Origin of the sequence: Parabacteroides sp. B2-S-102 (assembly GCF_023656665.1) — a bacterium.
Taxonomy (GTDB): Bacteria; Bacteroidota; Bacteroidia; order Bacteroidales; family Tannerellaceae; genus Parabacteroides; species Parabacteroides distasonis.
Genome location: NZ_JAMOKM010000003.1, coordinates 142,614 through 158,684, shown reverse-complemented (window position 1 = coordinate 158,684; position 16,071 = coordinate 142,614). Strand labels below are relative to the sequence as shown.

At 40.7% G+C, this 16,071-nt stretch carries 12 protein-coding genes; 11 read left to right on the top strand and 1 reads right to left on the bottom strand.

What is annotated here, in order from left to right; translation table 11 throughout:
• Positions 1-10: 10 nt before the first annotated feature.
• Entirely contained in the window at positions 11-400 is a 390-nt protein-coding gene (locus NBH07_RS05685) for a putative signal transducing protein (protein ID WP_005858748.1), read from the bottom strand.
• Between the two features lie 86 nt (positions 401-486).
• Here NBH07_RS05685 and NBH07_RS05680 point away from each other — a divergent pair, with 86 nt between their 5' ends.
• The 11 genes from NBH07_RS05680 (at position 487) to NBH07_RS05630 (ending at position 16,059) form a co-directional block, all read left to right on the top strand.
• Positions 487-1,419, top strand: coding sequence for a tyrosine-type recombinase/integrase (locus tag NBH07_RS05680; protein ID WP_009017041.1), 933 nt, complete (start codon positions 487-489; stop codon positions 1,417-1,419).
• A gap of 507 nt (positions 1,420-1,926) precedes the next feature.
• Entirely contained in the window at positions 1,927-2,991 is a 1,065-nt protein-coding gene (nusG, locus tag NBH07_RS05675) for a transcription termination/antitermination protein NusG (protein ID WP_009017042.1), read from the top strand.
• An 11-nt stretch (positions 2,992-3,002) separates the two neighbouring features.
• Positions 3,003-3,383, top strand: a complete 381-nt coding sequence (locus NBH07_RS05670) for a hypothetical protein (RefSeq protein ID WP_009017043.1) — start codon at positions 3,003-3,005, stop codon at positions 3,381-3,383.
• Between the two features lie 16 nt (positions 3,384-3,399).
• Positions 3,400-5,313: a polysaccharide biosynthesis protein gene (locus NBH07_RS05665; RefSeq protein WP_156682692.1), complete on the top strand. Its 1,914-nt coding sequence runs from the start codon at positions 3,400-3,402 to the stop codon at positions 5,311-5,313.
• Between the two features lie 278 nt (positions 5,314-5,591).
• Complete coding sequence (locus tag NBH07_RS05660) at positions 5,592-7,163, top strand: PD-(D/E)XK nuclease domain-containing ATP-binding protein (RefSeq protein WP_009017045.1); 1,572 nt, start codon at positions 5,592-5,594, stop codon at positions 7,161-7,163.
• Positions 7,164-7,861: 698 nt separating this feature from the next.
• Positions 7,862-9,463: a cytidylyltransferase domain-containing protein gene (locus tag NBH07_RS05655; protein ID WP_009017046.1), complete on the top strand. Its 1,602-nt coding sequence runs from the start codon at positions 7,862-7,864 to the stop codon at positions 9,461-9,463.
• 20 nt (positions 9,464-9,483) lie between these two features.
• Positions 9,484-10,518, top strand: a complete 1,035-nt coding sequence (locus tag NBH07_RS05650) for an N-acetylneuraminate synthase family protein (RefSeq protein WP_009017047.1) — start codon at positions 9,484-9,486, stop codon at positions 10,516-10,518.
• A gap of 244 nt (positions 10,519-10,762) precedes the next feature.
• Positions 10,763-12,538 (top strand): hypothetical protein, encoded by a 1,776-nt coding sequence (locus tag NBH07_RS05645; RefSeq protein ID WP_039848549.1) that lies wholly within the window; start codon positions 10,763-10,765, stop codon positions 12,536-12,538.
• 9 nt (positions 12,539-12,547) lie between these two features.
• Positions 12,548-13,999 carry a lipopolysaccharide biosynthesis protein gene (locus NBH07_RS05640; protein WP_009017049.1) on the top strand — a complete coding sequence of 484 codons (1,452 nt, stop codon included), beginning with the start codon at positions 12,548-12,550 and terminating at the stop codon, positions 13,997-13,999.
• Positions 14,000-14,095: 96 nt separating this feature from the next.
• Positions 14,096-15,133, top strand: a complete 1,038-nt coding sequence (locus NBH07_RS05635; RefSeq protein ID WP_156682691.1) for a hypothetical protein — start codon at positions 14,096-14,098, stop codon at positions 15,131-15,133.
• A 26-nt stretch (positions 15,134-15,159) separates the two neighbouring features.
• On the top strand, positions 15,160-16,059 hold the full coding sequence (locus NBH07_RS05630) for a polysialyltransferase family glycosyltransferase (RefSeq protein WP_156682690.1): 900 nt from the start codon (positions 15,160-15,162) through the stop codon (positions 16,057-16,059).
• Positions 16,060-16,071 lie beyond the last annotated feature (12 nt).

Genomic DNA, 16,071 nt, shown 5'->3' with positions numbered 1-16,071 from the left:
TTACATTTGTTTAGTTTGAGGAAATAAGCGATCCGAAGTAAATCACCAAAGCCAAAAAGACAGCTATGATGACGAATAGGATCATGATTTGTTTCTCTAAGGGATATTTTCGTAGAAAAGGGATATGACGTGCGAATCCGGCGACTTGTTCTACCGGTTCCGCTTGCTCGTCTTCCCGGGGCAGGTCGTAACCGCCTTCCTCCATGATCTTCATGGCTCGGGGAACGTCGCTTTCCAGAATCTCCACCCGTGCGCCGCCTACGTCTACGTAACCGGCCATGATCTGGCTGCTTAACTCATTGCGGAGATAACATTCTATCCCTTCCGACCTCAACAGGGCCATCAGCGGTTGGGCATCCGCCGGATAGGTGAACCGGGCTATTTCTACGATCTTGTCCATGGTATTTGTTTTTCTGCAAATGTAAGTAGACAATCACGAATTAACCGTGTTTTTTATTGTAATTTACTTTTTTTATACGTGAAAATATGAAACAGTATGATTTAGCGGAGGGTATGCGGATGTATATAGCCCGATTGAGAGAGCAAGGACGTTATTCGTCCGCCAAGAGTTATCAAGATGCCTTGAATTCATTCCTGCGTTTTTGTGGGCAGGAGGTGATTCCTTATACCCGTATCGACCGGGAAATGCTTTTGAGGTATCAAGACTATTTGCGGGACCGGGAATGCTCGTGGAATACGGTGTCTACTTATATGCGTAGGATTCGCCGTGTGTATGGGTTGGCGATGGAGAATGGGGAGGCTCCTTTTTCCCGTTATTTGTTCAAGGGAATTTTCATGGGAGTGAAAAGCAAACAGAAGAAGGCGTTGCCTATGGAATCCTTGCGTTTGTTGATGACCGCTCCGTTGGATGATTCGGGGCTGCGGAAAACACAGCGGGCATTGTGTTTGATGTTCTTGTTTTGCGGTATGGCGTTTGTCGATTTCGCTCATTTGAAAAAGAGTGATATCCGGAATGGTGTCTTGAGGTATAACCGCCAGAAGACGGGTACACCGATGTTGGTCGAGATACAGCCTGTGGCCAAGGAGTTGTTGGCTGCGTTAATGACCGACACGCTTAGGGATTCTCCTTATCTATTCACTTTCTTGAGTGGGACGAAAACGGGTGAAGAGGCCTTCCGGGAATATACCTCTGCCTTGGCTGATTTCAACAGTTCCTTGAAGGAACTGGCAAATGCCTGTGGTGTGACGGAAATGGTTACCTCGTACTCAATCCGTCACTCTTTCGCCACGACCTTGAAGGAACAGGGTGTACCGATCGAGATGATCAGCGAATTGCTGGGACACCAATCGATCAAGACGACGCAAATCTATTTGAAGAGCTTCTCTTTGGATAAGATGTCTGCGGTGAACAAGGCTTGCTTCGAGAGCATATATAATAATGTATCAAAGGTGGGGTAGGCGATCGGCTACTTGGGAAGTAGCGTAATCTTCCACGCCGCAAATGTAGTAAAAAATAACTAAACACAAACAGTTATTGGCCTATTGTTAGCCTTATCGGTATGATTCTCCTAAGATTTTCGTTTCTGTCCCAGATGTATGGACGTGACAATAGAGACGAACTGACCCCGTATTCCCGAAATCTTCCCATCACACCTTGATAAATCGTATAAAAGAAAATTTTTACTCGCAGATGACGCGGATGACGCAGATCGCACCGCTGGTGCATATTCAACGAATTCCTGTCCGGAGGACATCTGCGTCATCTTGCGTCATCTGCGGGCAAAAAATAATTGTTATAAACATTTACGCTACTTCCCAAGTAGCCGATCTTCCACGTCCCGATAGAAGAGATATTGACATGGTTTCTATTGCTTTAAAATTTTCGGGAATAGAAAAGAATGTTTGATTTAAGTATTAGATTATCAGTGTATTAATAGAATGCGCTGATATGGCATTGAAGTATCTATGGGTCATGATCTTCCCCCTTTACCATTGCGTGATGTCCACACCGTAAGATGGTATGTGTTATCTCTTCCCGCTTGTCACAAAGGTCCAGCCAAGGGTTTGGAGAAGGAGTTAGATCGCAGGGTGCGTTTGGGCGAGCCTACGTTCGATTTTTTCGCCCCCTCTTTCGTGGAGATGCATCGCCGTGAGGGGCGTTTGGTGGAGACTCACCGTCCGTTGCTCTACAATTATGTGTTTATCCGCTCTTCTGTGTATGAGATCTTCCGTTTGAAACGAGATTTTCCCTTGTATAATTTCCTGCCTAGCGTGGATGGCCGTGGCTCGTATCCTTTTGTCTCCGATCGTGAGATGGAAAACTTGCGTTGGGTGGCTCGTTCTTATTCGGATGAGCTTCCGGTGTATGTGCCGGAAGCGGGTTATTTGCGTAAAGGTGACCGGATACGCATCACGGATGGTCGTTTCAAAGGTGTTGAGGCAAGTGTAGTAATACAGCCCGGTGTTGGCGAGCGGGAGGTAATGGTATGCGTGGACAACTGGATGTGGGTTCCTTTATTGCGTGTTCAGCCGGGCGAGTATGAGGTGATCAGCTTGGCCGAGGAAGGCAAGCATGTATATACCCGTTTGGACAATTCCCGGATACAAAATGGTCTTCATGAGGCGTTGGGCCGTCATTGGGGGGATGGTGGCGTTACGGCTATAGACCGTGAGCTGGCGACGGAGACCTTGCGTGCCTATGGGGAGTTGCAGCTGGATTCTGCCGTGATGCGGTGCAAGCTCTATTCTCTCTTGTTGCCCGCCTATACGATACTAGGGGACGAGGAGCGGCAAAAGTCGTTGATCGGAACGATCGTCTCGTTCTTACCCTTGATCCGTGCGGAGCAGTCGTTGGCATTATTACTACTTACGCTTTATGGTTGTACGGATAGCAGTATCTATTATTATCGTGCGCACGAGTTGATTGATCCGTGGAGTCGGGAATCCTCCCCGAAGAAGAGTAAATTATCCTTGATCCGTCGGTTAGCCGACTACGACCGCTGGCTAAAACACGTGGGTATTGAAAATTAAAAATTCAAAACATGCCTTCTCTTCCTTCTGGCATACGCTTGGTTACGTTACTAAACGAGCATCTGAGCGAGATCATGGATCGTGAGCGCACGAACCGTACCTCGATCCATTTATATTGTACGGGTCCTTATTGGGTGGCTTTCGAGCGTTCTGCCTATCAGTTGTGTCTCACCTTCCCGGATAGCGAGATCACGCCGCTGCGCCTGTTCGCCTACCCGTTCCCGATCGTGATGGTGTCCGTGACGGATCGCTCGTTGCGTTCGTACGCCCGTAAACATATTTTGAGGCGGGACGAGACGGATTACGTGGTGCTGACCGTCCCCGAATCCTCCTTGACTGACTACCGAAGATGGCATGCTGGTGAGGTGGAGGGCTTGCCCCAGCTGACATGAACCCAAAATTTTATTCATGATGAACCTTTTTTCTAAACTCTCAACGTGGTATTTCTCAAGGAAAGCGTTGCCGTATTGGAGCATTATCCTGTTGGATTGCTTGGTGATCCTGTTTTCAGGCTTGCTGGTATATGCCTTGAATAACGGGATCTTCGCCACGATGGGCATCTTTTGGCACCTGTCGCTCACGTGGGGTGTTTGCCTAGTGCCTTATCTGGTGGGCTTTAGGCTGTTCCGTACGTATTCGGGCATCATTCGTTACTCTTCCTTCGTGGATTTGCAACGGGTGGGCTTCGCCGTGCTGTTCGGTGTGGTTTGCGTGGTGACCTTCCAAGAGTTTACGGATTTTTCGCCTTACTTGGTGTATATCCGTAAACGAGACCTTGTGCTATCCTCCCTGCTGGCGATGAGCTTGATGTGGGCAATGCGTGTGTTCGTGAAGTATTTCTACGTGACGACCTTTCGCCAATCGAAGGCTGAACGTGCCTTTATCTTCGGCGTGAAGCAGGGCGGTATCAGTCTGGCGAAGAGCATCCAGAACCAAGATCCCGCACAGTACGTGTTGGCAGGCTTCGTCTCGGAGGCCGGGAACATGCAGAATCGTATATTGATGGGAGTGCGTGTGTATCCTTTCGATGAGGAGCTGATTGATGCCATGCGCCGGGAGCGGGCGACGATCCTTTTCGTCTCCCCCTTGAAGAGCGACTCCATCCGGGAACAGCCGGATATGGTGGCCCGTTTGGCGGAGGCGGGGATCAAGATCTACGTGACCCCGGCGGCGCAAGAATGGGATGGAAGGAGCGATTTGACGCATACACAACTCCGGAAGGTTGAGATCGAGGATCTGCTTCCCCGGGAAAAGATAGAGATAGACATGGAGGCGGTGGGCCGCTTGCTTCGTGGTCAACGCATCCTGATAACGGGAGCCGCCGGTAGCATCGGTGGCGAGATGGTGCGCCAGATCGCCTCGTTCGCTCCGGATCGCTTGATCTTGGTAGATCAGGCGGAAACTCCCTTGCACGACATCCGCTTGATGATGGCGAGGGATTGGCGGGATATCAACGCCTATACCTTGGTGGCGGACATCGCTAACAAGTCTCGCATGGAGGAGATCTTCTCGGAGCATCGCCCCGCCTATGTATTCCATGCGGCGGCTTATAAGCACGTTCCGATGATGGAGGATAATCCTTGTGAGAGTGTGGGTAACAACGTGGACGGTACCCGTGTGATCGCCGACTTGGCCGTGAAGTATGGCACGAGGAAGTTCGTGATGATCTCCACGGACAAGGCGGTGAATCCTACGAATGTGATGGGTTGCTCGAAGCGCATCTGCGAGATTTACGTACAGAGCCTAGACAAAGCGATCAAGGAGGGCCATGTGGAAGGCGTGACGCAGTTCGTTACGACCCGCTTCGGCAACGTGCTGGGTTCTAACGGTTCCGTGATCCCATTGTTCCGTGAACAGATTGCCAAGGGCGGTCCCGTGACAGTGACGCATCCGGATATCATCCGTTTCTTCATGCTGATCCCGGAGGCCTGCCGGTTGGTATTGGAGGCGGGTACGATGGGTAACGGTGGGGAGATCTTCGTCTTCGACATGGGCAAGCCCGTGCGTATCATCGACTTGGCGAAACGTATGATTCAGCTTTCGGGCGCCAAGAACGTAGAGATCCGTTTCACGGGTCTTCGTGCCGGTGAGAAACTGTACGAGGAGGTACTGAACGACGAGGAGATCACGCTGCCTACCTTCCATCCGAAGATCAAGATCGCCAAGGTACGGGAGTACGATTATGATACGGTTTGCCAAGATATAGATGAACTCGTCGGCCTAGGCCGCTCGAGGGACGATATGGCTATCGTAGGCAAGATGAAGGCGATCGTCCCCGAGTTCAAAAGCCGGCACTCCAAGTACGAGGTGTTGGATAAATAGGGAACCGGATATTGATGTGTGGGATAGAAAATAACTAAGTTATCAAAAATACTGACTTTTAAAAGGAGATATACTGACTAGCTCTGAGAAGATATACTGACTTGCCTTGAGGAGATATACTGATTAGGACAAGTCAGTATATCTTCTTCGAAAAGCGAAAAGCGAACTTTTGTGCTTTGAGTATTATGGTACGATAAGCCAAAATAGAGGGCTGAAAATTGATCATTTAGGGAAATAGCGTTATATTTGTCTTGACGAACCAATAAACAGAGACGAAGATGGAAGGGCGGCGATTATACCCGATAGGGATACAGACATTCTCCAAATTGAGAGAGGGGAACTATGTGTATGTAGATAAGACTGAATTGGTCTATCGAATGACACACGGTGCGTCTGGTTATATATTCTTGAGCCGTCCCCGCCGTTTCGGGAAGTCGTTGCTTACTTCTACGCTCCATAGTTATTTCGAGGGGCGAGAGGATTTGTTTGAGGGTTTGGCTATCGAGTGTCTGGAGAAGGAGTGGACATGCTATCCGGTGCTTCATTTCGACATGAGCACGGCGAAGCATATGGACAAGGATCGGCTTCTGAGTGAGCTGGAGAGGAAATTGTATGGTTACGAGCAGATATACGGACGTGATGAGAGCGCTATTTATACGAACCAACGTCTGGAAAGTCTCATCAAACGTGCCTACGCCCAGACCGGTCAAAAGGTGGTTGTCTTGATCGACGAGTACGACGCTCCCTTGCTGGACGTGGTGCATGAGGAGAAGGAGCTGCCGAGGCTTCGCGACGTGATGCGTAACTTCTATAGTCCGCTGAAAGCCTGCGATCCTTATTTGCGTTTCGTATTCTTGACAGGTATCACGAAGTTCTCTCAATTGAGCATCTTCAGCGAGTTGAACAATATCAAGAATATCAGCATGCTCCCGGAGTACGCCGCCCTCTGTGGCATCACGGAGGAGGAGATGCGTGAGCATATGGGTGAGGGTATCGGTCGTTTGGCCGACAACCTCGGCGTTTCTCCGGAGGGTGCCTTGGGTGCCTTGAAATCGAATTATGACGGTTACCATTTCACGTGGCCGTCGCCCGATATATACAACCCGTTCAGCCTGTTGAACGCCTTGGCCGACAGTAAACTAAATTCCTATTGGTTCGGTAGCGGTACGCCCACTTATTTGATCGAGATGCTGAACAAGTATCACGTGAAACCCCAGCAAATAGGCGCACGCAAGGTTTTGGCAGAGTCGTTTGACGCCCCCACGGAACGGATGGTCGATATTACGCCATTGCTCTATCAGAGTGGTTACATCACGATAAAGGATTATTCCTCGCTCACGAATTTGTACACGCTCGACATCCCAAACAAGGAGGTACGTATGGGATTGATGAAGAGTTTATTGCCCAATTATTTGCATCAATACACAGCGGATGGACTTACTACGGTAGCCCTTCTTTTCGAGGCGATCGCTGGAGAGCGGATGGACGATGCCCTGCGTTTATTGCAGACCTTCCTGTCCACCATCCCCCAATGTGACAATACGGATTACGAGGGCCATTATCAGTCCTTGCTTTACACGATCTTCAGCCTGCTAGGAATGTATGTGGACGTGGAAGTCCGTACCCCGAAAGGCCGTGTGGATATGGTGATGCGCACACCGACAACACTCTATGTCGTGGAATTGAAGTTAAACAAGACCGCGGATATAGCCCTCGAGCAAATCAATTTGCGCAATTACCCGGAGCGCTTCGCTCTTTGTGGGTTGCCGATCGTAAAGGTTGGGATTAATTTTGATAGTGGGCGGCATACGCTGGGGGATTGGGTTATCGATAGTAATTTGTCTAAGTAATTATAAAAAACAAACGTTTTAGGTTCGTAACGGGTTTGAGGTGATTACTTCTTTTACCGGAAAAAGCTTGTGTTATAAGAAAAAATAAGTTATGCTCGTGATCGAATCGTAAGAGGAAAGATATGAATTCAGTTGTAGCATTCGGAAATATCTCTATGATATCCAATAATCCGTTTTATCCATTGAGGAATATTTTGGGGAGGAAAGGGATTTTATTGCTTACGAGTAAAATAAGTTGTTGCGTTGGGTAGTAGAACGTGAACTGGAGATTATAGGGGAAGCCACCAATCATTTTTTGGATATAGATCCGGATATATAAATTGATAATGGGAGGAGGGTCGTTGGTCTGAGGGACTTTGTTATACATGGTTATGATAAGGAAGATAATGTGATTATCTGAGGTGTTATCAGTAAGGACTTACCAAAACTTAAACAGCAAGTAGACTATCTTCATACGTTCATTTGAACCTGCAAGTCTTATGACCTACAACTAAAGAGTTGGATGAGTAGTGTCATCCGTGAAATGATATATGGCAATAATTATTATGAAGGTCTCCTAAATGGAGTTTATTGCAAGTAATACAAACAGAAATCACTTAATATAAAAAAACTATTATTCTATCTTGCTGGTAAATAGTAAGATGGGATAATTGAGTGCTAACATTGAAGGTGAAGAGAAATTCTAATTGTAGATAAACATGAACATTTTAGCAATTATTCCTGCAAGAGCAGGATCTAAAGGAGTTCCCAATAAAAATATCCGATTGCTTGGGCAGCATCCTTTAGTATATTACTCAATTAAAAATGCATTGCAGTCAAAGTATATTACCGATGTGATTATTTCGACTGATTCTAACCCTGTACGTATCATTGCGCAGCAAATGGGAGCGAAGGTGCATTGGCGTGATGCGGAGCTTGCTGGCGATGAGGTAACTCTCGATGCGGTTATCTATGACGCTATTCCGACGGATAAGCAGTGGGATTATGTCATCACTATGCAGCCCACTTCGCCAACTCTCACTGTTGGTACATTAGATAGTGCCATTGAATACGCAATAAAAAGCAAACTCGACACTCTTATCTCTGCAATCAATGCACCTCACCTCTCTTGGGGAGAAAAGGATGGAAAGAAGATACCGAACTATGAAAAGCGTCTTAACCGTCAGTATCTTCCACCATGTTACATGGAGACGGGTGCTTTTGTTATCTCAAAGGCAGATATCGTAACAGAGAGTACTCGTATTGGTGTAAATGTTGATGTTTACGAGATTCCAGAGCGAGAGTCGCAGGATATTGATACCTTCGCTGATCTCTGTAGTGCAGCTGCTTTACTTGAGGCTCAGAAGATAGCTATCTATGTGAATGGTAATAACAAGCGTGGTATTGGACACATCTATCGTGCTCTTGAAATCGCTGATGAATTCTATGTTAAGCCAGATGTCTACTACGATGTAAACCAGACAGATGTTAAGGTTTTTGGTAACACTACTCATAATCTTATCCCTGTCAATGGCATTGCGGAACTCTACGAGATCTGTAAACGTGAGCAGTACAGCTTATTTGTCAACGATATCCTCACTACGTCCATTGACTATATGATTGGTTTGCGTTCAGTTTTGCCAAACGCTAAACTTATCAACTTTGAGGATGATGGTGAAGGAATTCTTAAAGCTGACCTTGTTTTCAATGCACTTTATAGTGAGCATGCATTGCCTAATGTTTATGGCGGGGAGAAATACTATATCTGTGGTAAGATCTTTATGTTCTACGAACCAATCAAGATAAAGGAAGATGTTAATCGTGTATTCATTGCTTTTGGTGGTGCTGACCCGCAGAACTACACAGACCGTTTGCTTGACATCATCTCTAAAGATGAGTATAAGAAATATGAGTTTGTTGTAGTTGTTGGGCGTGCTAAGTACAATGTTGATGCTTTACTTGAGTATAATAAGTATGAACATATTCAGGTTCTTTATGATGTTAGCAATATGCCTGAACTCATGTCTTCCTGTGATATTGCTATTACTTCTCGTGGACGCACAGGTTACGAGCTTGCACTCCTTGGCATTCCTTCAATCGCAATGGCACAAAATCAGCGTGAGGAGAAGCATGGCTTTGTTTGCAATGAGAATGGTTTCTCGTACATTGGTCTTAACCCAAGCGATGAAATTATCGAAGGTATTCTCAAAATGTATATGAATCTTTCCAAGGAAGCACGAGAGAAGTTACATGGAAAACTTCTCTCGCACAACCTTCGTGATGGCCGTAAGCGTGTGATGTCGCTTATTCGTGGATTATAAACAACATACTCATTTGTATTATGAAACCTTATGTAATAGCAGAAATGGGTGTCAATTTCTATGATACCGCTAAGAAACTCAACATCAATCCGCTCGAAGCAGCAAAGATGTATATCGATGCTGCAGCTGAAGCTGGTATTGATTGTGCTAAATTTCAATCATATAAAGCTGGCACTATCGTATCTAAGAATTCGCCAGCTTATTGGGACTTGACAAAGGAGCCGACAAAGACCCAATATGAGTTGTTTTTAAAGCATGACTCTTTTGGTGAATGTGAGTACCGTGAGCTTTGTAAATACACTCATGACAAGGGAATGGATTTTACATCTACTCCTTTCGACTATGCTTCAGCTGACTATCTTTATGACATGGTAGATTTCTATAAAATCTCATCATCCGATCTTTCTAATTTGCCATTTATTCATCATATAGGAGCAAAAGGTAAGCCTGTTTTTGTGTCTGTAGGAGCAGCTTATCTTTCGGAATGTGATGAAGCTATTCGTGCGTTACAAGAGTCAGGATGTAAAGATATCGTTGTTTTTCACTGTGTGTTATCATATCCTACTAATCCTAAAGATGCAAATCTTCGTGTAATTGATACATTGAAGAAGACATTTCCATCCGTTCGTGTTGGATTTAGTGATCATGTGGCCCCTGATGACAATATGATGACTCTTGCTGCAGCTTATTTATTGGGAGCAGAGGTTATCGAGAAGCACTTCACTCTCGACAAGACTCTTCCTGGCAACGACCACTATCATGCGGGTGATCCAGAGGATTTCAAAAAGGCTATTGCCAACTTCCAATGGATTGACAAAATTCTAGGTAATCCAGAGAAGGTTGTTCTCGATTGTGAGCAGGTTCCTCGTCGCGAGGCTCGTCGCTCATTGGTGCTTACTCGTTGCATGAAAGCAGGCGAGATTATCAAAAAGGAAGACCTTATGCCAAAGCGTCCGGGCACTGGTATCGCTCCACGTTTTGAAGATATTGTTATAGGTCGTAAAGTACTTGCAGATCTAACAGAAGATACCATCCTTACATGGGATATGATTTAATATTTTGCAACAGAAGGTTCTATTCTTTTTGTTTCAACTGATAAATCTAGATTATATAAATCTATAAGATTGTTTTAGGAAGGAGATAGTTTCCTCAAAATAGCCTTCATGATAGTAACGAACGTGGAATGAAAATGCCTACTTTATTCTACATATTAATTGAATCAGGTAAGGGGTATAATATACACTAGAATAGCATAGTGGAAACAATTGAGTGCTTACATTAGAAATAATATTAATTGATATGGGAAAATTATTATTTACCAATAATCAGGATTGGGAAAATATTCTTAGAGGTATTTATTCCAAAAATGAATTAAATAAAAATTATAGTTCAAATGGACTAACTTGTTATGCGAAGCGATATGTAGACAGTGAAAATTGTTACTTTGATAATGACGGGGTAGTTGCGATTATAGGTACTTGGGCGTATTTAAATGATGATAATCCCTTTAATTTGAATGTAATCTATCAAGATCTCAAGTCAGAAGATAAAGGTGTTGATTATGTAAGAAAACATTTGATAGGTTCTTATGCTTTAGCTTATATTCAAGATAATAAACTTAGAATATTTGTGGATGAGTGCCATACATACGCTCTTTATTATTATATAGGTAGAGAAGGTGTGGTTGTTACTAATACATATTATCACGTAGAAAAAGTTTCAAAACAAGAATTCGACGAAACTGTTTTTGCTACAATGCTTGCGAGTGTTGGACTGTGTAGCAATAGAACTCCTTTCAAAAATATATATAGGTTACTAGAAAATGAATATATCGAATACGATTTTGCTATCCATCAGGCAATTATAAAAAAGTGTGACGTTCATACTACATCCTATTCCTTTGGCTCAATGGAGGAGGCCTTGAAGGTGTTAAAGGATGAAATAGAATTGCAGACTACAGTCCTTAATAAAAGAGTGCATAAAAAATTTCTCTTTGCTACGGGAGGATTGGATTCTAGAGTAAAACTAGCTTTAGATCTATTCCATAGTAAGGAAGTTATGATTGGATATTGGAAGGGTGAAGATTCAATTACAAATGGAACTTTACAAGATGCGAAAATTAATGAACTTTTAGCTTCTGAGTTTTCTTTAAAAACTAAAATATTCGATGTAAGTCAGCATTTTAGAGAGTGTTTGAGAACTATAGATGAAGATGAATTGGATCGATATGGTGAATACATTAGCATTTATGCGCATAATCAAAAATGGTTGACTTTGTTTGATGATTTACACAAAGAGAATATCGATGAAGTAGAATTTGGAATGGATACAGATCTTTTAAGAGAAATAGGAAGTCTGGATGATTCATTTGATGAAGATTATGATAATTCGAAATTTGCAATTAAAGGCTGCTTGAGAGGAGGCTTATTTAATTATGTTTTTGATTTACCTAATGTGTGCAAATTGATCTGTGATGAAATTAAATTGGTAAACTTAGATTTACAGAATGATCTAAAAACTAAATATGCTAATATTTTTAATTATTTTAGACATGATATGGGATGCTATTTTTCAAATATGTTGAATGAAAGTTTCTTCTCATATCCTCTTTTGCACAGTAAAAGAATATGGGATATAATCTATAATATTCCATATGATTATCGAGAAGATAGTAAACTTTCATTGCGTCTAATAAATAGTTGGTGCCCTATGCTGTTGAATATACCAGTGTTTACTCATCATCATTATGGTATATATAATCGTCAGAAGGGGGTGTTGAAGAAGAATTGGAGATATTCATTGCTATTGAGAATTAAGCCCTATGTCTTAAGATCAAAGCTTTATGATATTTTATATGTAAAACTTATAGAACCGGTTTATCGTCCGCAGAATAAAAATAATGAGATCTTGTTTCAAACGAGTGTTGCATCGCTTCAGAGTTCTGAATCCTTTATAAAGAGTGGAGTTCGTTTTAGAAAAAATTTAATTGGTAAAGGATTTGATATGGCTGCTTTATGTACCATAGTGGCGAAGTGCAAGTTTGTTGATCAAGTTCTTAATGTGGTGAGAAAGTAAAGTTCTGCAATGGGTACTAGATATAATATATTAGGTCTGTTACGTTCTCCTTCATCCGTATATGTAATCTTTCGATATGGGACGTATATAGTTCAATTCTTGAATTCCATATTATTGGCAAAAGCTCTAGGTGATATCAAATATGGAATATATAGCTTTGTCTTTTTGATTATGCAATATATGTCGTATTCAAATCTGGGAATTAATGAGTCCTTGAATACGGAATATGCGGTAAGTAAAGATGGTGATAGATGTAAAATATGGAATACGTCATGGGCATTGAATTTATTGATAAATACTTTTCTGTTCATGGTGTTTGCTTTTTTAATTTCAATAGTTTCGCTATTTAGTCGCTATGAGTTCGATTCATATGGTATGTTATTGCTAATGACATGTATCGTAATTAATCTGTCTCGAATTTATATAACATATTATAAACTACATGGAAAGCTGATTAAATTGAATATCCAACAGTTCCTTCCTCATTTTGTACTACTTGTATTGGTGTTAATTATGTGGAATAAACTTACTGTTAGACAGATTGTTGTTTCTTATTTTGTGAGTAATGTGATAGCATTGATCATTTTTAGGGTGGATTTGCCCAATCCTCCTTCCTTTCAAATTGATCGATCGATCGCATCTGTTTTGTTACGTAGGGGTATTACTCTATTACTCTATAATTTGAGTTTTTATCTTCTTACGTTAGTGGCATCATCTTTAGTAAGTTCTTATTTTTCTTTAGAAGAGTTTGGGTGTTACTCATTTGTTAATACCTTGATTCATGGTATAATTATGGCTTGTGGAGCATTTTTGTTCATATTCTATCCTAAAATATTGAACAGACTCTATAGTTGTGATGAAGATAAGGCTTATGAGTTGATAAGCAGGATAAGAGGTGTTTATATTCTATTTATAGATTTGGTGTCTTTATTGTCTATATTTGTTGCGGTTGTTTTGTCCTATTTGTTACCTCAATATAGAAATGATATCACTATTATATTCCCTATTCTTATTTTGGGGCAAATAATTATGAGTTCTACTACTGGGCATTCAGCTTATCTGCTGTCAAAAAAGAAAGAATTCAGATTAGTTGTTTTTGGTTTCGAATCTGTTGTGTTGACGCTGGTTTTGGGAATCTTATGTGGTGAATATTTCAATTCATTATATGCTTTGTCGTTGGTTGTTCCTATTAGTTCTTTGTTTTATACATTCATGACGACTCGAGAATCTTTAGCAACCATGAATAAGAATCATGCGATAGCTGATGTGTTGAAGGAGATATTTGCGCTGAAAAAATGGTTTCCTTGTGTACTTGTCTTGATTTATGCTTTTGTTATTAACCAGTGGCATGTTATTTTGATTGGAGTAGGTATATATCTTTTTATTAATTATAAAAATCTAAGGATTTCAATCAAGGAAGGTGTAAGGATAATTTCTGATAGAAATTCTCTTCTGGTTTAGGAACTAACAATTTCTTTGTGAAATATAAGTATGTTGATAAATAAAAGTAAATTTCAGGGTGATATTTTGGTGTATGCTTACATGATCTTGTTAATTATGACAAGAATACTTCCGAATATTTCATCAATTAATGCTATAGTGTATGCCTTGTTTTGTTGTTTGTACTTTTTTTTACTGAAACATTCATTCTCTTTCTGTTTGAAAATATTGCCTATTTTGTTGATAATTTCTATTTTTTCTTATGCTAATGGGAGTGGTATGTTGTATATTCTTATTGATGTTTCAATTGCTTATTTCATTCTTGCATCTATTCTGGTATATGATAGCACAACTCTTGTTTGTCAGAATTTGAAATTGCTTAATAAATTGTCTTTTATCGTATTCATATTGAGTTTATTTGCAATGCTGTTTCCTGCTAACTATATTGACATAGGTGGAGATATTCGTTTTATTGGTTTTTTTAAATATGGTAATCTTTCTGCAAGTATAGTCTCTATATTGTGTGTGTTATATTGGGAAACCTTTAATTTGCTGTATAAAAATGCAAAAAGAAAGACAGTCGTTCTATTCTTTTTAATATGCTTTTTTGTTTCTTACATATTTGTATGTAAAACCCGATCGTTACTATTCTTTTTGCCTTATTGGATTTATCAAATATATCTCTTTTGTGGAAAAAGGATTTTCTTTGCTATGTCAGTTTTTTGTGTTGCGCTTGTTTCTTTTTCAATGTTCGATGAGTTGAAAGTTGTTTTGCGCATAAATGAAGATGCCTCTTTTTTAACAAGAGAATCTTTGTCTATATTTTTATTGGATGGAATACGAGAAAATTATTTCATTTTTCCTCATGGAGCTCGTAAGTCTACTGATTTCTTTCAAACTTTTTTTAATGATGAATCATTAACCCCTCATAATGATTTCCTGCGTTATTATTATGATTGGGGATTTGCTTTTTTATTATTGATTCTATTTATGTTCAATGATTTAAAAAAGAGAAAATGTTTTGATTTTGGATTTATTTTTATATCATTAGGATACTGCTCTTTTGCTTTGCATAATATGCTGTTTTTGCCTTATTTGCTTCTTCCTTATTTGTTTATATTGATTATAAAAAAACAACCAATAATTAGATTATGAATAATTCGTCAGATAAAATACTGGTAGTGGCACGAAAATATAATGATATTTTTTATGCCATTTCTACTAGTGAATGGAGTCAATGTTCAAAGCATTACCTATTAATGATTACAGATCGCTTAGATCAGAATGAGTATCCTATGCAACATTTGTTTGATAAGGTCTGGTCTGTTCATGCAGAGTTGTCGCATGTAGCAATTCTTAAGCAGGTTTTTATATTGAGTAGGATTTTAAATCAGCTAGACTATAATCTCGTTACTATTTCAAATATAGTTACTGTTGCCAATTTGTATATTTTGAATCATACTAAAACAGCAAAGATCATCATGCTTGAAGATGGGTTTATGAATTATTACAATTTTGTCCCTTCAAATAATCGTATAAAGCGATTGCTTATGAAGCTGTTATTTATTAATGTTGATCGAGTCTATAAGAAAATAGGAAGTTGTTATTTGTTAGAACCTAATCGTGCAAAATATTATTTTGGATTAAAAAAGCAGTTACGTATAGATGCAGATCACATTCTCAAATCAGTTCCCTTAAGTATGAATTTAGAAGGGAAGTCTATATTTGTGGGACAGCCATTGTATTTAATGAATAATATGAGTGTGGATGAATATTCTACTATAGTCAATAATTGTATATCACAATATGCAATTGATTATTACTTGTCTCATACCATGTCTTCGAAGAAAGAGAATGTTGTTTGTGAGCATATTGATATGTCCAGTTTACAATTAACACTTGAGGTTTTATCTTCTATATATAATATGAAAATATACTCATTCTCTTCTTCTGTTTTATTTACAACAAAACTGATTAATCACAAAACGGAAACATTTGCAGTTACTCATCCAAAAGTTGATACTATAAAATCAGACAATATGATTTATGATTATGTTAACGGATTTGTTTCTGTGAATTAACTGATTATTTAT